The following is a 17764-nucleotide window of genomic DNA, read 5'->3' as shown; positions in this document are numbered from 1 at the left end:
CGCCCCTGGTGGGCGGCCCGGTGCCGGATTCGCGTACGCACGCACCGGAGCGACCCCGGTACGGGTGGTGAAGGACCGATCGAATGTCGGCGATCCTGGATTTGCGGGCGTCATTACGCTGCGAAGTGGTTGATCGCCGGAACCACGGACGACAGGTGGAAGAACCTCAGATGAGTGACAATCACCCTCCCTACGGAGGCTATCCGGACCCGAACGCCGGAGCGTGGGGCAACCAGCCCGACCCGAACGCCCCGTACGGCGCCCAGCCGGCCTCCGGCGCGCCCTACGGATCGCCACCGGCTTCGGGTGCGCCCTACGGTGCCCAGCCCGCGTCGGGCGCCCCGTACGGCGCGCAGCCCGCCTCGGGCGCACCGTACGGCGCGCAGCCGGCGTCGGGCGCCCCCTACGGCGCGCAGCCCGCGGCGCCCTACCCGGGTCAGCCGGGCTACGCCGGGCAGCCGTACGCGCCCACGCCGCCCCCGAGCGGCGGCAAGAGCAAGGGCCTCATCGTCGGCCTCGCGGCCGGCGCGGTCACCCTGACGCTGCTGTGCTGCGGCGGTGGCCTCGCCTACGTCGCCTTCAACGGCGACGACGACGACCCGAAGCCGGCCGCCTCGGGCAGCGCCACCCCCGGGCCGGACAGCAGCCCGTCCGCGACCCCCAGCGCGGACGCGCCGGAGTCGAGCGGACCGGACGGCCCCTCCAACAACAACTCGATCACCGCGCGGTACTCCAGCGAGATGTCGGCGGTCTGCGACGGGGGAGCGATCCTCAACGCCGCGCCGTACACCGCGCCCGCGGGCGCGAAGGCGTACGTCTTCTCCAACTCCCCGGACCGGCCGTCGGTCTGGTCGCAGAAGACGGTCAGCTCGGACAAGCCCTACTACGCCAAGTCGGCGGACTTCGCCACGGTGTCCGTCATCGGCTGCCTCAAGATGGTCGAGGGCAGCGAGGGCACGCCGAAGAAGTGCCAGTACAAGAACAGCGAGGACAAGGTCGTCACCATCGACTACGTCTCCTCGCGGTACACCCTGACCTTCCACGCCGCCAAGACCGGTGAGAAGGTCGGTGACGGTGGCACGGTGGCGGCGCCGGCCGCCCGCTGCCCGAGCTTCATCTCCTACAACAAGTCGACGATGAAGTCGTACGCGTCGCCGGACAGCGGCACCATCGAGGCCGCGCTCGACCGCTTCCTGCGGTAACCGACGCCGGTGTGTGGAGCCGGCAGGCCGGGAGTTCCCGGCCTGCCGGCTTCGTCGTGTCGCGGCCCGGTCAGAAGTCGTCGTCGAAGGTGACGCTGCCGGTCACCCCGACCTGGTACGCCGACACCCGGCGCTCGAAGAAGTTGGACAGCTCCTGCACGTCCTGCAACTCCATGAACGCGAACGGGTTCGCGCTGCCGTACATCGGGGCGATGCCGAGCACTGCGAGCCGCCGGTCGGCCACGTGCTGGAGGTACTCGCGCATGTCCGCGAGCGACATCCCGGGCACGCCCTGCCCCAGCAGGTCCGCGGCGAAGCTCACCTCGCACTCCACCGCCTCGGCCAGCATCTCCTTCACCTGCCGCTCCATCTCGCCGTCGAACAGGTCCGGCTCCTCGGCGCGTACGGTCTCCACCACGTCGAACGCGAACGCCATGTGCATCGACTCGTCCCGGAACACCCAGTTGGTGCCGGAGGCCAGCCCGTTGAGCAGGCCCCGGGACCGTAGGAAGTAGACGTAGGCGAACGCGCCGTAGAAGAACAGGCCCTCGATGCAGGCGGCGAAGCAGATCAGGTTGAGCAGGAACGCCCGCCGGTCGTCGCGGCTCCGGAGTTCCCGCAGCTCGAAGATCGAGTCGATCCACTTGAAGCAGAATTCGGCCTTGCGGGCGATCGACGGGATGTTCTCCACGGCGGCGAACGCGGCGAACCGTTCCTTCTCGTCCGGCACGTACGTGTCCAGCAGGTTCAGGTAGAACTGGACGTGCACCGCCTCCTCGAACAGCTGCCGGGACAGGTAGAGCCGGCCCTCGGGGGAGTTGACGTGCTGGTAGAGGTTGAGCACGAGGTTGTTGGCGACGATGGTGTCGCCGGTGGCGAAGAACGCCACCAGCCGCGACACCAGGTGCCGTTCGGCGGGGGACAGCTTCGCCAGGTCGGCGAGGTCTCCGTGCAGGTCGACCTCCTCGACCGTCCAGGTGTTCTTGATGGCGTCCTTGAACCGGTCGAAGAAGCGCGGGTAGCGCATCGGCCGCAGGGTCAGGTCCATGCCGGGGTCGAGCAGCATGTGCCGGGTCGGCGCGGTGGTGGTCACTGGCATGCCTCGCAGCTCTCGGGGTTCTCCAGGGAACAGGCCAGCGCCTCGTCGTCGCTCACGGCGGACACCATGCCGGAGACCGGGGCGAGCACCGGCGCGACGGTGGCCTGCTGGATGCGGGTGGCGGGACGGGAACGCAGGTAGTAGGTGGTCTTCAGCCCGGCCTTCCAGGCGTACAGGTACATCGAGGAGAGCTTGCCGATGGTCGGCGCGCTCAGGAACAGGTTCAGCGACTGGGACTGGTCGACGAAGGGCGCCCGCGCGGCGGCCAGGTCGATCAGCGCCCGCTGCGGCAGCTCCCAGGCGGTGCGGAACAGCTCCCGCACCGGCGCGGGCAGCTCGGTGATGTCCTGCACCGAGCCCTCGGCCCGCTTGATCCGGTCGCGGACCTGCGGCGTCCACAGCCCGCGGGCCTTCAGCTCCCGCACCAGGTACGTGTTGACCTGGAGGAATTCCCCGGACATGGTCTCGCGCTTGAACAGGTTGGACACCTGCGGCTCGACGCACTCGTAGCAGCCGGCGATGGAGGCGATGGTGGCGGTCGGCGCGATCGCCACCAGCAGCGAGTTGCGCAGCCCGTGCGCGGCGATCCGCTCGCGCAGCGCCGCCCACCGCTGCGTCTGCGCCGGCTCCGCGCCCCACAGGTCCGGGTGCAGGTCACCCTTGGCGGCCCGGGTCTGCGGGTACGCCGGATGCGGACCGAACCGCTCGGCCAGCTCGGCGGAGGTCTCCAGCGCGGTCAGCAGGATCTCCTCCTGCACCCGGGTGGACAGCTCCTTGGCCTGCGCCGAGTCGAACGGCAGGCGCAGCGTGAAGAACGCGTCCTGCAACCCCATCAGGCCGAGCCCGACCGGCCGCCAGCGCGGGTTCGACGCCGCCGCCTGCTCGGCCGGGTAGTAGTTGATGTCGATCACCCGGTCGAGGAAGACCACAGCCGTGCGTACGGTGGCGCGCAGCCGCTCCCAGTCCACGCCGTCGGCGGTGACGTGGGCACCGAGGTTCACCGAGCCGAGGTTGCACACGGCGGTCTCGGCGTCGTCGTTCACCTCCAGGATCTCGGTGCACAGGTTGGACAGGTGGATGACGTTGCCCGGCTCGCCGGTCTGGTTGGACAGCCGGTTGGCGGCGTCCTTGAACGTCATCCAGCCGTTTCCGGTCTGCGCGAGCGTGCGCATCATCCGCCCGTACAGGTCCCGGGCCTTCACCGTGCGCACCGCGTTCTTCTCGGCTGCCCGGTACGCGGCGTCGAACGCCTCGCCGTACAGGTCGGGCAGCTCCGGGGCGTCCGACGGGTCGACCAGCGACCACTCGCCGTCGGCCTCGACCCGGCGCATGAACTCGTCCGGGATCCAGTTGGCCAGGTTGAGGTTGTGCGTACGCCGGGACTCCTCGCCGGTGTTGTCCCGCAGCTCCAGGAACTCCTCCACGTCCGGGTGCCACGGCTCCAGGTAGACGCAGGCCGCGCCCTTGCGCCGGCCGCCCTGGTTGACCGCCGCCACCCCGGCGTCGAGCGTCTTGAGGAACGGCACGATGCCGTTGGACCGGCCGTTGGTGCCCCGGATGAGCGCGCCCCGGCCACGCACCCGTGACCAGGAGATGCCGATGCCGCCGGAGAACTTCGACAGCTTCGCCACCTGGTGGTACCGCTCGTAGATGGAGTCCAGCTCGTCGCGCGGCGAGTCGACCAGGAAGCACGACGACATCTGGGTGTGCCGGGTGCCGGAGTTGAACAGCGTGGGGGAGCTGGGCAGGTAGGCGAGGCTGGACATCAGCCGGTAGAAGCCGGCCGCCTCGCCCGGGGTGCGGGACAGCCCGCAGGCCACCCGCAGCAGCCAGTACTGCGGCGTCTCCACCACCAGCCGCGACTGCGGGTGCCGCAGCAGGTAGCGGTCCGCGACAGTGCGCAGTCCGAAGTACTCGAACCGCAGGTCGCCGTCCGGGTCCGCGGCGTCGTCCAGCTTGCGGGCGTGCCGGGCCACGAACGCGGCCGTCTCGTCGCCGATCAGCCCCAGCCCGTGCGCGTACGCGATCGACTGGCTGAAGCTCGCCACGCCCTGACCGCGAACCTCCTTGTCCACGTACGCGGCCAGCAGCCGCGCCGCCAGCTTCGAGTACTGCGGCTCCTCGCCGACCAGCTCCGCCGCGGTCTGGATCGACAACCGGTCCAGCTCGGCGGTGGTCGCCCCGTCGTAGAGCCCGCTCATCGTCTTCGTGGCCACCCGCAGCGGGTCCACCTCGTCCAGGTCGGCGACCCAGCGCTCGACCGCCCGGACGATCTTGTTGACGTCCACCGGCTCGGTGTCGCCGTCCCGCTTGCGTACCCGCATCGCCGGCCGGCGGGCCTCGGATCCGCCGGTCCCGGACGGGGGACTCTCCTGTACGACAGTCATGACCTCTCCTCGCTGTCACCGTCTGGAGACGGCGGGAGACGCCAACGGGCGCGGCACGGCCGGCCCGGCTGCTGGCGTCGGTCGTCCCGCGCGACCTCCGACCGCCGTACGCGAAGGCGCACGGCGCGCTGGCAGGTCTTCGGACTCGCGGGCCCGACCGGGTCGCCGGTCGCCTACTGGCCGTCGCTTCCCAGGCCGGTGGCCCAGTGCTGTTGACGGCTGTCGTTCCCACTCACCGCTGCGGGGCAGTCCCGGACTTCCACCGGGTTCCCTCTTGCCTCGGACGGACCAGTTGAAGGCCCGGCCGAACCAGCTGCGAGGAACACCATATATGGCGGTGAGGGCTTCTTTGCAACACCAGATGTCGTGTCGGCGTGTCGGATCGATCTGACCGTCCACAGTGTCCACCCCCGATTCCGGCCCCACGCGGCGGGCGCGATACTCGGCGGTATGGGGAAAACCGGACGCCGCTGGGCGTGGGTGGCGGTCCTGCTCGTCGGCGTCGGGCTCCACCTGCTGGTGCTGGAGACGCTCGCCGGCACCGGAGCCGTCACGTTCGTGCCGGCGCTGATCGTGCTGGGCGCGTCCGTCGCGCCCGCCACGTTCCTGGCCTTCGCCCAGGGGCGGCCGGCTCGCCGCCCGGTCCCCGGCTCCGTCGTCGGCGTCGCCGCGCTCCTCGGCGGCGTGATCGGCGTGGTCGCCGCCGGCTGGCTGGAGTACGGCACGCTGCACCGCCTCGGCGTCCTGCCGATGGCGCTCGTCGCGCTGGCCGAGGAGACCGCCAAGCTGATCGTGCCGGCCGGCCTCCTGCTGCTGTGGCGGCGACACCCGGCCCCGGCGCAAGGGCTGGTGATCGGCGTGGCCTCCGGCGCCGGGTTCGCCGCGCTGGAGACCATGGGCTACGCGTTCACCGCGTTCGTCGGGTCGCAGGGCAGCCTCGGCGCGGTCGAGCAGACGCTGCTCGTACGCGGCCTCACCGCGCCCGCCGCGCACCTGGCCTGGACGGGGCTGACCGCCGCCGCGCTGTTCCCGTTCGCCGCCGCGCCCGGTGGCCGGAAGCTGGCGGCGTTCCTGCTCACCTTCGCCGCCGCCGTCACGCTGCACACCTGCTGGGACACGTTCGGCACCCAGCCCGCGTACGTGTTCATCGGTGGCGTGTCACTGGGCTGGGTGCTGCTGCGCCTGCACCTGGACCGCGAGCGGCCGGCCGCATCCGGGACGCCGGCCGCGTCGGCACCCCGGGAGCCCGCGGCGCACCCCGGCTGAGCCGGGACGCATGGCCCGCCCGTCAGCCGGCGGCCAGCCGGACGCCGAGTGCGACGAAGGCGACCGCGCAGAGCCGGTCGACGCGCGGTGACCAGCGGCTGTCACCCCACCGGCCGGTCGCGGGCGGCAACGCGTTGCGGCTGCTGGGCCGCGGCTGAGGCGCAGGTCAGGACGTCGTCGCTCCGGTCGCTGCGGCGGTCAGCGGCGCCGCCCCGAACGACACCGCGAACCGCTTGCACCAGATCGACACGCTGCGCAAACCGTCCAGGTCCACCGACGCGGGGATGTCGTACGCCTGGTCGCCGATGTTGCCCTTGAGCCGGCCCAGTTCGACCCAGCGGCCGTCGTCGAACACCCGCCAGCCCGCCCGGCCGGACTGCACCTTCCGGTCGGTGAGCCAGACCCGCAGGTCGGGTCCGTCCGAGGTGTCCAGTCCGCGCAGGAGCAGCTGACGGCGGCCGTCGGCGAGGCGGACGAACTGCGCCCGGCCGGACGTGTCGTGCTCGTGGGTGACGAAGTCACCGGCGGCGAGCACCACGTCGGCGGGCGCGGCGCCGGTCGGCGACGGGCCGGCCGTGCCGGAAGCCGGCGGGCCGGTGGTGCCGGCCGGCTGCGGCTCCGCCACAGTGGGCAGCGTCTCGCGTACCTCGCGGTCGGTCGCCAGCCGCCACGGCTGGAACAGGTACAGGCTCACCCCGAGACCGGTGACGGCCACGACGGCCAGCACCGACAGCACCACACGTCTTCTGCCCATGCCGTGACGCTAGGCGCGTACCCGGGGGAAAGATCTTTCCGTCCGCTTACGGCTCGGCGCCGGGCCGCCGCACCTGGACGCCGATGGGTAGCGTCTGGCCCATGGGTCGCTACGTGCTCGTCGTCGACGACGACCGGACGGTCAGCGACGTCGTCCGGCGCTACCTGGAACAGGACGGCTGCCGGGTCCGGCTGTCCTTCGACGGGCCGGACGCGCTCGCCGCGGCCGAGGAGGAGCCGCCCGACCTGGTGGTCCTCGACCTGATGATGCCGGGCCTCGACGGCATCGAGGTGTGCCGGCGGTTGCGCCGCCGGCTTCCCGGCCTGCCCGTCGTCATGCTCACCGCGCTCGGGGACGAGGCCGACCGGGTCGCCGGGCTGGAGGTCGGCGCGGACGACTACGTGACCAAGCCGTTCTCGCCGCGCGAGCTGGTGCTGCGCATCAGGTCGGTGCTCCGGCGCGCGGCCCCGCAGGAACGGGAGCGGTCGGGGGTGCTGCGCGACGGCGACCTCACCGCGGACACCGACCGGCGGGTCGCCGAGCGCGGCGGGCAGCCGCTGGCGCTCACCGTACGGGAGTTCGACCTGCTCGCCTTCCTGCTGGCGAACCCGGGACGGGCCTGGTCGCGGGCCGAGTTGCTGGACCGCGTGTGGGGCTGGCGGTTCGGTGACCAGTCCACTGTCACAGTCCACGTCCGGCGGCTGCGGGAGAAGATCGAGGACCGGGCCGCGCAGCCCCGCCGCATCGTCACCGTGTGGGGCGTCGGCTACCGGTACGAGCCGCAGGACGCCCTCCGGTGAACGAGCTGCTGATCATCGGGTTCTACGCCCTCCTCGCCGGAGCGCTCGTCGGCGCGCTCGGCGCCGGCGCGCTGCGGCTGGTGCGCCACCGGTCGATCCTCGCGCACATCGCGGTGCTGCTCGCGGTCACCATCGCCTCGGTGACCGCGGGCGTCACCGCCGTCGCCCAGGCCATGTTCCTGTCCGCGCACGACCTCCAGGTCGTCCTCGTGACGGTCGCGGCGTCGGCGGCGGTCAGCCTGGCCGTCGGGGTGGCATTCGCCCGCCGGCTGGCGCAGGCCGCGGTCTGGGCCGACCAGGCCCGGCAGCGGGAGCGGCAGCTGGAGGCCGGCCGCCGCGAGCTCGTCGCCTGGGTCTCGCACGATCTGCGTACGCCGCTGGCGGGACTGCGGGCGATGGCGGAGGCGCTGGAGGACCGGGTGGTCGACGAGCCGGCGGCGGTGGCCGAGTACCACCACCGGATCCGGGTCGAGACGGACCGGATGACGCGCCTGGTGGACGACCTGTTCGAGCTGTCCCGGATCAACGCCGGAGCGCTGCGGCCCGCGCTGTCCCCGGTGCCGCTCGGCGATGTGGTCTCCGACGCGATCGCCGCCACCGCGCCGCTGGCCGCCGACCGGCGGGTCCGGGTGCTCGCCCCGGAGACCGGCTGGCCGACGGTCCGGGCCGCCGAGGCCGAACTCGCCCGCGTCGTGACGAACCTGCTGGTCAACTCGGTGCGGTACACGCCGCCGGACGGCACGGTGCGTGTCGACGCCGGCCGGGAGGCCGACGACGCGTGGCTCGCCGTCTCCGACACCTGCGGCGGCATCCCCGAGGCGGACCTGCCGCGGGTGTTCGACGTGGCGTTCCGGGGAACCCGGGCCCGTACCCCGGCGCCGGCCGGCGACGACGAGGCGGCGCCGGCCGGTGGCGGGCTGGGCCTGGCGATCGTGCGTGGCCTGGTCGAGGCGCACGGTGGGCGGGTGCACGCGCACAACGTCACCGGCGGGTGCCGGTTCGTCGTCCGCCTTCCGGCCGCCTGACCGGGCCGGGCGGGTCAGACGGCGGCCGGGGGACCGGTCTCCGTCAGGCGCCCGCCGGCCAGGCGCAGCCAGCGGCCGACGTCGATCGCGGCGAGGAACCGCGCGTCGTGGCTGACCACCAGCAGCGCGCCCCGGTAGGCGTGGAGCGCGCTCTCCAACTGGCCGACGCTGACCAGGTCGAGGTTGTTCGTCGGCTCGTCGAGCAGGAGGAGCTGCGGCGCCGGTTCGGCGCCCAGCACGCACGCCAGGGTGGCGCGCAGCCGCTCACCGCCGGAGAGCACCCCGACCGGAAGGTGCGCTCGCGGGCCGCGGAACAGGAAGCGGGCGAGCAGGTTCATCCGCTGCGCGTCCGGTGCCTGCGGCGCGAACGCGGCGAGGTTCTCCGCCACGGTCCGGTCCAGGTCGAGTAGGTCCAGGCGCTGCGACAGGTACGCGATCCGGCCCTCGGCGCGCGTGATCCGGCCGTCCTCCGGTTCCAGGTCGCCGTCGATCAGGCGCAGCAGCGTGGACTTGCCCGCGCCGTTGGCGCCGAGCAGGGCGATCCGCTCCGGGCCCCGGATCGTCAGGTCGACACCGTCGGCGGCGAACAGCGGGCGGTCGCCGTGCCGCACCCGCACACCCTCGACGGTGAGCAGCGTGCGCCCGGCCGGCACGGTGGTGGCGGGCAACTCCACGGTTATCGTCCGCTCGTTGCGCAGCGCCCGCTCGGCCTCGTCCAGCCGCGCCCGGGCGTCGTCGACCCGGCCGGAGTGCATCTCGTTCGCCTTGCCCGCGGCCACCTGCGCGTCCCGCTTCATGCCACCGGCGACGATCCTCGGCAGGCCCGCGTTCTTCAGGTTGCGGGCCGCGTTCCCGGCCCGCCGGGCAGCCCGCTCGCGGGCCTCCTGCAACTCCCGCTTCTCGCGCTTGAGCTCCTGCTCGGCGCTGCGGACGTTCTTCTCCGCCACCTCCTGCGCGGCCCGCACGGCCGCCTCGTACGAGGTGAAGTTCCCGCCGTGGAGGCGCAGCTCACCGCGGTCGAGTTCGGCGATGCGGTCCATCCGGTCGAGCAGCGCCCGGTCGTGGCTGACCAGCAGCAGGCAGCCGTGCCACTGCTCCAGCACGTCGTGCAGCCGGTGCCGGGCGTCGAGGTCGAGGTTGTTTGTGGGTTCGTCCAGCAGCAGCACGTCGGGCTGCTTGAGCAGTTGCGCCGCCAGGCCGAGGGAGACCACCTGACCACCGCTGAGCGTGCCCAGGGGCCGGTCGAGGGCCAGGCCGCCGAGGCCGAGCCGGTCGAGTTGCGCGCGGGTGCGCTCCTCGATGTCCCAGTCGGCGCCGATCGTGGTGAAGTGCCTCTCGTCGGCGTCGCCGGCCTCGATGGCGTGCAGCGCCGCGATCAGCGGGGCGATCTCCAGCACCTCGGCCACGGTGAGGTCGGCGGCCAGCGGCAGGCTCTGCGGGAGGTAGCCCAGGACGCCGTCGACGGTCACCGACCCGGCTGCCGGGCGGTACTCGCCGGCGATCAGCCGGAGCAGCGTGCTCTTGCCGGCGCCGTTCGGCGCGACCAGGCCGGTCCGGCCGCCGCCGAGGGTGAAGGAGAGGTTCTGGAAGACCGGTGTGTCGTCCGGCCAGGAGAAGGTCAGGTTCGAGCAGACGACAAAGGAGTCGGACATCGGGAGACGACCTCGACGTACGGGCGGGCGGACCGGATCCGCCCGGCGGGGGACATGGTCACGAGGGAACGACGGGACGACCACGGCGCTCGCCTGCGGTCGGTCACGTCTCCGGGCTCACCCGGAGATGTCGTCGTCACCCGCCATGTCTGCTCTCCCTGTGCGGTCTGCGCGTCTCCGCTGCGGTCTGCGTCTCCGCTGCGGTCTGTGGCTCCGCTGTGCGGTCTGCGTCTCCGCTGTGCGGTCTGCGCTCGGATCGGCCGGGTTCACGGTAGCACCGGCCGTGCCCGCAGGCGGGTACGGCCCGTCGTCCGGCGGTGCCGGCGACGGCGTGACCTGCGTTACCTATCGTCGAGGCGGGAATGTGATCACCGGAGGCGCATTTGAATCAGGATGTGAGTGCCGCACCCTCTTCCGCCCGGGCGCAAGCCGACCGGGCGGAGATCCCCCAGACGACCGATGCCACCCCGACGTCCACACCGGGCGACCTGATGAGCCGCCGCCAGCGGCTCAAGCTCGTGCTGGTCCTCGGCTCGCTGATCGCTGTGGGTCCGCTGACGATCGACATGTACCTGCCCGCGCTGCCCGCCATCGTCACGGACTTCGCGACCACGTCGGCGGCGGTCCAGTTGACGCTCACCGGCACGCTCGCCGGGCTGGCCGTCGGGCAGTTGCTGATCGGCCCGCTGTCGGACGCGGTCGGGCGGCGCCGCCCGCTGATCGCCGGCCTCCTGCTGCACATCGTGGCGTCGGCGCTGTGCGTCGTCGCCCCGAACATCGCCGTCCTCGGCGTCCTGCGCGTCGTACAGGGTCTCGGTGTGGCCGCGACGGCCGTGGTGGCGATGGCGGTGGTGCGTGACCTGTTCAGCGGGACGGCGTTCGCCACCATGCTGTCCCGGCTGCTGCTGGTGATGGGCGCCGCGCCGGTCCTCGCCCCGACGCTCGGCGGCGGCGTGCTGCGGTGGACGGACTGGCGTGGCGTCTTCGTGGTCCTGGCCGTCTTCGGGGTGCTGCTCGTGGTGCTGGCCACGACCGCCCTGCCCGAGACGCTGCCGCCCGAGCGCCGCCAACGCGGTGGAGTCGTCGCGACCGTGATGACGTACGGTGGGCTGCTGCGGGACCGGGTCTTCGTCGGTCTGGTGCTGGTCGCCGGGCTGGCCATGGCGGCGCTGTTCGCGTACGTCGCGGGGTCGTCGTTCGTGCTGCAGGACGGGTACGGGCTCGACGAGCAGCAGTTCGGCCTGGCGTTCGGCGCGGGCGCGGTGGGCCTGATCGGCGCCACCCAGTACAACGTGCGGCTGCTGCGCCGCTATCCGTCGCAGTGGATCCTGCTGACCTCACTGGTGGCGGGCACGGTGGCCGGGCTCGCCCTGGTGGTGTTCGCCGCGACCGGCTTCGGCGGGCTGCCCGCCCTGCTGGGGTCGCTGTGGCTGGTGCTGGCGGCGGCGGGCCTGGCCATGCCGAACGCCCCGGCGCTGGCCCTGTCCCGCCACGGCGAGGCGGCCGGCACGGCGTCCGCCCTGCTCGGTGCCGTGCAGTTCGGCGTGGGCGCGGTGGCGGCACCGCTGGTGGGTGTGCTCGGCACCGGCGCGGTGGCGATGGCCCTGGTGGTGGCCGGCGGAATGGTGGCGGCGTTGGTGGTGCTGCTGGTCGTCGTCCGGCCGTCCCGGCTCGCCGGACTGGAGGCGGCGCCGACGGTGGCTGTCGCGCACTGACCGGGCCGCCCGGATCGCGCCGGGTGCGCGTAGTGCCTACGCTGCTGCCATGAGCGCCCCGGCCCGCATCCTGGTCGAGGGGATCCACGGCTCCGGCAAGTCGACGCTCGCCGCGCATCTGGCGCAGCGGTTCGGCCTGCCCTGGTTTCCGGTCGACGACCTGCTGTGGGAGCCCGGCTGGGTCGAGGTGCCGGTGGCCGAGCAGCGACGCCGGATCGAGGCGATCTGCCGGGGCGACAGGTGGATTCTCGACGGCGCGTACCACGGGTGGCGGGACGTGGTCCTCGGTCGCGCCGACCTGGTGATCGGCCTGGACTATCCGCGTGGGGTCTCGTTCCGGCGGCTGGTGCGGCGGACGCTGCGGCGGCTGGCCGGCGGTGAACTGATCTGCAACGGCAACCGGGAGACGCTGCGCAGCGTGCTGTCCCGGGACTCGGTGCTGGTGTGGCACCTGACCGGGTTCGGCCGGGCGCGGCGGCGGATGCGGGCCTGGCAGGCCGACCCGTCCGGGCCGCCGGTGCTGCTGTTCGACGACCCGGGCGCCCTCGACGGCTGGCTGGCCCGGGGAGCGCCGACAGGACCGCACGCGCCGCGGGCCGGCGCCTAGTGCCGGGGAGACATCGGGAAGCGGCCCCGGCGCCACTGCCAGTGGCGGCCGGCCCGCAGGTGGTCGATCACCGCGCGTTGCAGCGCGGTGCGGCGCGGCAGCCGGTCCAGTGGCGTGTTCAGGGTGCGGAACACGAACCGCAGCACCTCGACGTCGCCGTCCAGCCCGGGCTGCTCCTGGTAGGGCTCCAGGGTGAACCGCTGCTGGAAGCGGACGATGTTGGAGTCCTCCGGCAGATATTCGCGCAGTTGCGGGTCGAGCAGCCAGGAGCCGCAGGCGAAGGCGGTGTAGCGCTCGTCGGGGAAGTGGCGCGGAAAGAACCCCCGGGCCCGCGAAAGCGACGCGTCGACCGCCTCCGGGGTCAGCGGTCCCGAGTCCGGGATGTGCAGGTCGATCGCCTCGGCGTCGCCGCGCTGGTGCTGGAGCCGGCCCATCTCGTAGAGGCCGCCGCGCGCGTGCAGCGTCAGCCAGCACTGCATGACCGGCCAGCCCTCACCGTTCATCCGCCGGTCGACGGCGAGGTTCCTGCCCAGGTCGGCGAGCGTCGTCCAGGACACCTCGTCGGAAACGCCGTGGTCGCTGTGGTAGGCCCGGACGACGTCGACCAGTGCGAGGTACGCGTAGGCGTACAGGTGCCGCCAGGCCGGGCCCCGCTCGCGCGGCAGCGCCGGGCCCGGTGGCAGCCAGGCGAAGCCGCCGAGGTCGGCGCGGACCAGTGCGGTCGAGCGGTCGAGCAGCCAGCGCAGCTCCGGCGTCCACAGTGGCGATCCGGGCTCCGGCCAGCCCGCCAGGATCTCGGCGGCGTCGTCGGGACGGACCGCGAGCCGGTCCAGCAGCGCGGGCGCGTCCACCCGGGCGGGCAGCGGTGCGGAGGGCAGGTCACCGGCGAGCCGGCGCACCCGGTCGATCTCCTCGGCGAGCACGCCGAGCCGGCCGGCGACGTCGTCGACATCCATGGCGACGACGCTACCGGCCGGCGCCCGCTCGGACAGCCCCGTGCGGTGCTCAGCGCCGTTGCTGGCACGGCACGCAGAAGCGGGCCGAGGGCAGGATCTCCAGGCGGGCGGTCGGGATGTCCTGCCCGCAGCGCTCGCAGATGCCGTACGTGCCCTCGGACATCCGCTTGAGCGCCTGTGCGCTGTCCGCGACGCCCTGGCGTGCGACCTCGATCAGCCGGCGTAGCGTGTCCGGGTCGTGGCCACCGTGGTCGGGCTGCCGCGTGTGCAGCGTCAGCTCGGTGAGCTGGTCGGTGTACTCGCCGAACTGCCGGTCGAGCAGTTCGCGCAGCGTGTCGGTGCGGTCGTTCAGGGCGTGCGTCATGATGTGGCGCTCCTTTCCGGGCGGCGCTCGGTGTTGTGCGGGTGGCGCAGGGCCGAGATGGCGGCCATGCCGGCGCCGGTCAGCGCCGCGGTACGGGGTGACGCGGCGCGGTGGACCGTCGCGTCGAGCGTGGCCACCAGGCGGGCGGTCACGTCGGGCCGGGTGGCGCCGTCGCCGATGACGACCGGGCCACGGGCCAGCGCGGCGCGGACCAGGGGCCGCAGGGCGGCGTCCTGACGCAGCTCGCGTACCAGCCGGGCGGTGGTGTCGGCGAGCATGACGGCGGTCGTCGCGTGGTTCAGGTCCCGGGTGCCGACGTCGGCCCGCCGGGCGGCGACCACCCGCCCGTCCTCCAGCAGCGCCACCTCGGTGAGCTGGGCGCCGATGTCGGCGACCAGCAGCCTGCCGGCGGCGGCGCCGGCGCCGATGGCGCCCGCCCGGACGCTGTCGAGGAACAGCAGCCGGGACGGGGCCAGCACGGCGGTCAGCACCCGGCGCGTCGCCTCCTGCTCGGCCGGCACAGCGAGCACCGGCCGGCAGGCCACGACCAGCGCGCCGACCGGGACCGGGGTGCGGTGGTCGCGCAGGATCCGGCGCAGCTCGGTGACGCAGGCCGGACCGTCGACGATCCGGCCGCGCCGGACGACCGGGCTGCGCAGGCCGTGCCCGACCGGGACGCTCAGCGTCCGGCCCGGACCGAGCCAGATCCGCAGCAGGCTGCTGCCGAGGTCGACGGCGATCGGCGCCGCGTCGACGGTCAGCGGCGGGCGGCTGCCGTGGGAACGGCCGATCAGCATGCCGGTACGGGCCGGCGGGCGAATGGCTGTGACAGGGTGCGGCATACCGACCTCTCTCGGATCAGGGTGCCCAACCGGGCGGTGGACGGTGCGGGGAAGGGGCGGGGCCGGGGCCGCGGGCGTCGGATCCACTCGACGACGCCGGTGGCCGAGGGCTCAGACGCGCTTCTGGTCGCCCCTCGCAGGTCGGGACGCGACGAGAACGGCGAACGCCGGTGGTGGAGCCCCCATCGACGTGCGGGTCATGCTCACCACCTCCTCGCTGCTCGGGTACCGCATCGGACCTCCAGCGTCGCCGGGAACGCCACGCGCGGCACTGCACGCCACCGGCCAACAACAAGCGCGATGATTGCCGGTCGCCGGAACCCGGATCCCCCGTCCCCCTGGCTATGGTTGACACATGGAGAACGCGAGCTCAGCTCGAACGTCTTCCGCGCCGCCCTAGCGCCGACCGGTTCCGGCGGGCGCGGCGACCGTGTCCGAAGGAGGTCCCGTGATCATCGAACGTATGACCCTTCCCGGCATCGGGGTCCGGCACACGCTGGTCACCGAGGAGGGCCGTCGCATCGGGGTGATCGACTACCAGGTGGGCGGCCGGCGCGACGTCGTCCACGACGACCCGGACGACCCGGACCGCATGGTCACGCTGACCCTCACCCGCGACGAGGCGTCGGCCCTGGCCAACCTGCTGGGCTTCCCGGAGCTGGTCGCCGTACCGGTATGACCCGGCCCTATGCCGGCAGCGGCCGGCGGGGCCAGTCCAGCCCTCGCGCCCCGAGCACGGCGGCGTGCAGCGTGAACCGGTCCCGCCCGTCGGCGGGGTCGTAGCCGCTCAACGCCCGGATCCGGGCCAGCCGGTAGGTGACGGTGCGCACCGACACGTGCAGCCGGCGGGCGGCCTCGGTGGCGACCTCGCCGCACGCGAAGTACTCGTTGAGCGTGTCCAGCAGCGGCTCGGCGCCGCCGCGCGCCTGGGCCAGCGGCGTCAGCACCGCCCGGACCAGGTCGACCATGGCGGGCTGGTCACGCAGCAGCACCCGGTAGATCAGCAGGTCGTGCGCGTCGATCACGGACGCCTCGCTGTGCAGGCGGCGTGCCGTGGTCAGCGCCTCCCGGGCCTCCTCGTACGAGCGGGCGATGCCGTAGACGCCGGGGTGCGGGCGGCCCACCGCCACCTGCCACGGCCGGCCCCGCACCAGGCGGTCCAGCTCGCCGTGCATCAACGTGCCCAGGTTCGCGGTCGGGCCGGCGTCGCGGCCCCGGTCGGCGGTCACCGGGTCCGCCGGGGCGATCACCACGAGCAGACCCTCCTTGGTCGCCACCAGCACGTCCCGGTCACCGAGCCGGTCGAAGATGACCCGCTCCAGCGCGCTGATCGCCTCCTCCGTGTCCGGCAGCCGGCGGCCGGGCGCGGCGAGCGCGACCTGGTGCACCCGGGCCAGGTCCAGGCCGAACGGCTCGGCCCGCTCCACCAGCCCGCCCAGGTCGGAGTCGCCGCGCAGCAGGTCGTCGACGAGTTCCCGGCGCAGCGACTCCTCGCGCCGGACGAGTTCCCGGCGGGCCACCGCGTACCCCTCGGCGAGCGTGGCCACCGCCGTGTCGACCACGTGCAGGACGGCGTCGGCGGCGGCGCGGACCGCCTCGCTGTCGTCGGACCGGTCCAGGTGCGGCAGCTGCCGCCAGACGCGCCGCGCCGCGGACAGGTAGAGGCGGACCGCGCGGCCGGCCGAGATCCCCTGCTCGGCCGCGCGCCGGCCCAGCGCGCCGACCGCGTCGAGTTCGGCGCGGCGCGGACGGCGGCCGGTCACCGCCGCGTCGGTCAGCAGCCGCAGGTAGTCACCGAGCAGCTCCACCGGCACGCCACCGGCGTCGGCGCCCGCCTCGCGGGCCACCGCGGCCAGCCACTGCTCGTCCTCGCCGGCCGCGACCGGACCCGGCCGGCGGACGCTGTCGGTCATCGCGATTCCTCCGTGCGGGGCCCGCGCCGGAGGCCGGCCCACCGCGCCCAGCGTAGGCCGCGGGTCCGGCGGCGGCGGGCGTGACCGGCCCGTTCGAGGGCGGGCGCGCCCGCCGTCATGACCGCGACTGCGGGCCGGGGTCGATCACCAGCGCCGGGCCGATCCGCCGCTCACCCCGGGGACCCCGGGTCAGCCGCCGCGCCGCGACCGCCGGGTCGTCGTCGGCGGCGGCCACCTGATCAGGTACGCGCACCCAGTGCTGGCGGTGCGCGTCGGCGTACGCGGCGCCGAGGACAGCGATCCGGTGGCCCTCGACCGGCGCCGGCATCGGGTCCCCGCCGGGGGCGGTGGCGCCGAGCGCCGGACCGGCCGGCACCGCAACGAATGCGCCCCGGTCACCGGCGACGGTGATCAGGTCGGGGGAGCCGCAGCGCACCGCCTCCACCGCGCCGGACCGGTCCACCCGCACGATCGTGGCGCGCAGGTGGCCCGCCGGGGCGAGATCGCGTACCGCCCGGTCGAGCACGCCGGCGAGGTCCGGCAGCGGGCGTCCCGGCCGGGCGTGGCGGCGGAAGGTCTGCTCGACGGCACGGCGCCCGGCGGGGGTGTCCAGTGCCGCGCCGGTGATCGTGCCGATCAGGGCGAGCAGGCCGCCGCCGCGCAGCGGAACGGCGGCGCCGATCTCCCCCGGTGTGCCGCAGATCGCCAGCGCGGCTCTTCCCGGACCGGCCGGCACGGTGAACACCGCGACGTCCGGCGGCCCGGCGGCGCGCGCCACGGTCGCGGTCCGCGTCCGGCGGCGGGCCCAGGCCAGGGCCGGCACCGCGGCCAGGCTGACCGCCGAGGCGAGCAGAGCCTGCGGATCGCTGCGGTGGCCGGGGATCACCGGTACGACGACCGAAAGCACGACCAGCACTCCCGCCCACGCCGACACCAGCGCCGCCACCCGGGGCCGGGCCGAGACGCCGAGCAGGCCCGGTAGGAGCACCCAGCCCAGCGGCGTGCTGACCTCGGCGACGCCCATCAGCATCGCGTTCCCGGTGGTGCCCGCCAGGGCGGCTCGGATCGGCAGCACGCCGACCACCCTATCGGGGTGTCCGCCGGACGCCGACCGGCGTACCGGGCAGACCAAATTCCACTCCTTACCCGAAGCAGAGCGGAGCTGACACGACACGTTCGCGT

General features: G+C 73.8%; 16 protein-coding genes and 1 riboswitch. Of the genes, 7 read left to right on the top strand and 9 right to left on the bottom strand.

Features of this window, described 5'->3' with window-relative positions; genetic code table 11:
* Nucleotides 1–170 precede the first annotated feature (170 nt).
* Nucleotides 171–1202: a hypothetical protein gene (locus ACFYON_RS25880; RefSeq protein ID WP_354872988.1), complete on the top strand. Its 1032-nt coding sequence runs from the start codon at nt 171–173 to the stop codon at nt 1200–1202.
* A gap of 70 nt (nt 1203–1272) precedes the next feature.
* Here ACFYON_RS25880 and ACFYON_RS25875 read toward each other — a convergent pair whose 3' ends face one another.
* Both ACFYON_RS25875 and ACFYON_RS25870 read right to left on the bottom strand, forming a co-directional pair.
* Complete coding sequence (locus tag ACFYON_RS25875; RefSeq protein ID WP_354872990.1) at nt 1273–2301, bottom strand: ribonucleotide-diphosphate reductase subunit beta; 1029 nt, start codon at nt 2299–2301, stop codon at nt 1273–1275.
* Nucleotides 2292–4688 (bottom strand): ribonucleoside-diphosphate reductase subunit alpha, encoded by a 2397-nt coding sequence (locus ACFYON_RS25870; RefSeq protein WP_387321122.1) that lies wholly within the window; start codon nt 4686–4688, stop codon nt 2292–2294. Before ACFYON_RS25870 ends, ACFYON_RS25875 begins: the two co-directional genes overlap by 10 nt.
* A 112-nt stretch (nt 4689–4800) precedes the next feature.
* Nucleotides 4801–5017, bottom strand: a riboswitch (cobalamin riboswitch).
* Nucleotides 5018–5138: 121 nt separating this feature from the next.
* Here ACFYON_RS25870 and ACFYON_RS25865 point away from each other — a divergent pair.
* Complete coding sequence (locus ACFYON_RS25865) at nt 5139–5954, top strand: PrsW family glutamic-type intramembrane protease (RefSeq protein WP_354872992.1); 816 nt, start codon at nt 5139–5141, stop codon at nt 5952–5954.
* 166 nt (nt 5955–6120) lie between these two features.
* Here ACFYON_RS25865 and ACFYON_RS25860 read toward each other — a convergent pair whose 3' ends face one another.
* Nucleotides 6121–6708, bottom strand: a complete 588-nt coding sequence (locus tag ACFYON_RS25860) for a DM13 domain-containing protein (protein WP_354872995.1) — start codon at nt 6706–6708, stop codon at nt 6121–6123.
* A 101-nt stretch (nt 6709–6809) separates the two neighbouring features.
* Between ACFYON_RS25860 and ACFYON_RS25855 the strand changes: the two genes are divergently transcribed.
* Both ACFYON_RS25855 and ACFYON_RS25850 read left to right on the top strand, forming a co-directional pair.
* Nucleotides 6810–7508: a response regulator transcription factor gene (locus ACFYON_RS25855; RefSeq protein WP_354872998.1), complete on the top strand. Its 699-nt coding sequence runs from the start codon at nt 6810–6812 to the stop codon at nt 7506–7508.
* A complete protein-coding gene (locus ACFYON_RS25850) occupies nt 7505–8533 on the top strand; it encodes a sensor histidine kinase (protein ID WP_387321120.1) in 1029 nt (342 codons plus the stop codon). The genes ACFYON_RS25855 and ACFYON_RS25850 overlap by 4 nt, the downstream gene beginning before the upstream one ends.
* Before the next feature lie 14 nt (nt 8534–8547).
* Here ACFYON_RS25850 and ACFYON_RS25845 read toward each other — a convergent pair whose 3' ends face one another.
* The gene (locus ACFYON_RS25845; RefSeq protein WP_387321118.1) at nt 8548–10185 is read right to left on the bottom strand and encodes an ABC-F family ATP-binding cassette domain-containing protein; all 1638 of its coding nucleotides are present in this window, start codon (nt 10183–10185) and stop codon (nt 8548–8550) included.
* A gap of 491 nt (nt 10186–10676) precedes the next feature.
* Between ACFYON_RS25845 and ACFYON_RS25840 the strand changes: the two genes are divergently transcribed.
* Nucleotides 10677–11900 carry a multidrug effflux MFS transporter gene (locus tag ACFYON_RS25840; RefSeq protein WP_354873006.1) on the top strand — a complete coding sequence of 408 codons (1224 nt, stop codon included), beginning with the start codon at nt 10677–10679 and terminating at the stop codon, nt 11898–11900.
* A gap of 49 nt (nt 11901–11949) precedes the next feature.
* Nucleotides 11950–12507 (top strand): adenylate kinase, encoded by a 558-nt coding sequence (locus tag ACFYON_RS25835; RefSeq protein ID WP_354873009.1) that lies wholly within the window; start codon nt 11950–11952, stop codon nt 12505–12507.
* On the opposite strand, the gene ACFYON_RS25830 is transcribed toward ACFYON_RS25835, so the two are convergent.
* The 3 genes from ACFYON_RS25830 to ACFYON_RS25820 are packed head-to-tail and all read right to left on the bottom strand — an operon-like array spanning nt 12504 to nt 14669.
* A complete protein-coding gene (locus tag ACFYON_RS25830) occupies nt 12504–13463 on the bottom strand; it encodes an acyltransferase domain-containing protein (protein WP_387321116.1) in 960 nt (319 codons plus the stop codon). The two genes, ACFYON_RS25835 and ACFYON_RS25830, sit on opposite strands and share 4 nt — an antisense overlap.
* 49 nt (nt 13464–13512) lie before the next feature.
* Nucleotides 13513–13827, bottom strand: coding sequence for a TraR/DksA family transcriptional regulator (locus ACFYON_RS25825; RefSeq protein ID WP_357710306.1), 315 nt, complete (start codon nt 13825–13827; stop codon nt 13513–13515).
* Nucleotides 13824–14669 carry a cell shape-determining protein MreB gene (locus ACFYON_RS25820; protein WP_354873016.1) on the bottom strand — a complete coding sequence of 282 codons (846 nt, stop codon included), beginning with the start codon at nt 14667–14669 and terminating at the stop codon, nt 13824–13826. Before ACFYON_RS25820 ends, ACFYON_RS25825 begins: the two co-directional genes overlap by 4 nt.
* Before the next feature lie 448 nt (nt 14670–15117).
* On the opposite strand from ACFYON_RS25820, the gene ACFYON_RS25815 reads away from it, so the two are divergent.
* A complete protein-coding gene (locus tag ACFYON_RS25815) occupies nt 15118–15348 on the top strand; it encodes a potassium transporter TrkA (protein WP_354873019.1) in 231 nt (76 codons plus the stop codon).
* 7 nt (nt 15349–15355) lie between these two features.
* On the opposite strand, the gene ACFYON_RS25810 is transcribed toward ACFYON_RS25815, so the two are convergent.
* Together ACFYON_RS25810 and ACFYON_RS25805 are read right to left on the bottom strand one after the other, a co-directional pair.
* Nucleotides 15356–16582 (bottom strand): helix-turn-helix domain-containing protein, encoded by a 1227-nt coding sequence (locus ACFYON_RS25810; protein WP_357710301.1) that lies wholly within the window; start codon nt 16580–16582, stop codon nt 15356–15358.
* A gap of 115 nt (nt 16583–16697) precedes the next feature.
* A complete protein-coding gene (locus ACFYON_RS25805) occupies nt 16698–17657 on the bottom strand; it encodes a hypothetical protein (protein WP_357710298.1) in 960 nt (319 codons plus the stop codon).
* Nucleotides 17658–17764: the final 107 nt, after the last annotated feature.

Source organism: Micromonospora sp. NPDC005686, from assembly GCF_042871665.1.
GTDB lineage: Bacteria > Actinomycetota > Actinomycetes > Mycobacteriales > Micromonosporaceae > Micromonospora.
Note: the sequence above shows the minus strand (reverse complement) of the source record. Positions and strands in the feature narration are given on the sequence as shown.

Excerpts from the sequence above, each read along its gene's own strand:
- ACFYON_RS25880 (WP_354872988.1), top strand. The coding sequence starts at position 171 with ATGAGTGACAATCACCCTCCCTACGGAGGCTATCCGGACCCGAACGCC.
- ACFYON_RS25875 (WP_354872990.1), bottom strand. The coding sequence starts at position 2,301 with ATGCCAGTGACCACCACCGCGCCGACCCGGCACATGCTGCTCGACCCC.
- ACFYON_RS25870 (WP_387321122.1), bottom strand. The coding sequence starts at position 4,688 with ATGACTGTCGTACAGGAGAGTCCCCCGTCCGGGACCGGCGGATCCGAG.
- ACFYON_RS25865 (WP_354872992.1), top strand. The coding sequence starts at position 5,139 with ATGGGGAAAACCGGACGCCGCTGGGCGTGGGTGGCGGTCCTGCTCGTC.
- ACFYON_RS25860 (WP_354872995.1), bottom strand. The coding sequence starts at position 6,708 with ATGGGCAGAAGACGTGTGGTGCTGTCGGTGCTGGCCGTCGTGGCCGTC.
- ACFYON_RS25855 (WP_354872998.1), top strand. The coding sequence starts at position 6,810 with ATGGGTCGCTACGTGCTCGTCGTCGACGACGACCGGACGGTCAGCGAC.
- ACFYON_RS25845 (WP_387321118.1), bottom strand. The coding sequence starts at position 10,185 with ATGTCCGACTCCTTTGTCGTCTGCTCGAACCTGACCTTCTCCTGGCCG.
- ACFYON_RS25840 (WP_354873006.1), top strand. The coding sequence starts at position 10,677 with ATGAGCCGCCGCCAGCGGCTCAAGCTCGTGCTGGTCCTCGGCTCGCTG.
- ACFYON_RS25835 (WP_354873009.1), top strand. The coding sequence starts at position 11,950 with ATGAGCGCCCCGGCCCGCATCCTGGTCGAGGGGATCCACGGCTCCGGC.
- ACFYON_RS25830 (WP_387321116.1), bottom strand. The coding sequence starts at position 13,463 with ATGGATGTCGACGACGTCGCCGGCCGGCTCGGCGTGCTCGCCGAGGAG.
- ACFYON_RS25825 (WP_357710306.1), bottom strand. The coding sequence starts at position 13,827 with ATGACGCACGCCCTGAACGACCGCACCGACACGCTGCGCGAACTGCTC.
- ACFYON_RS25820 (WP_354873016.1), bottom strand. The coding sequence starts at position 14,669 with ATGCCGCACCCTGTCACAGCCATTCGCCCGCCGGCCCGTACCGGCATG.
- ACFYON_RS25810 (WP_357710301.1), bottom strand. The coding sequence starts at position 16,582 with ATGACCGACAGCGTCCGCCGGCCGGGTCCGGTCGCGGCCGGCGAGGAC.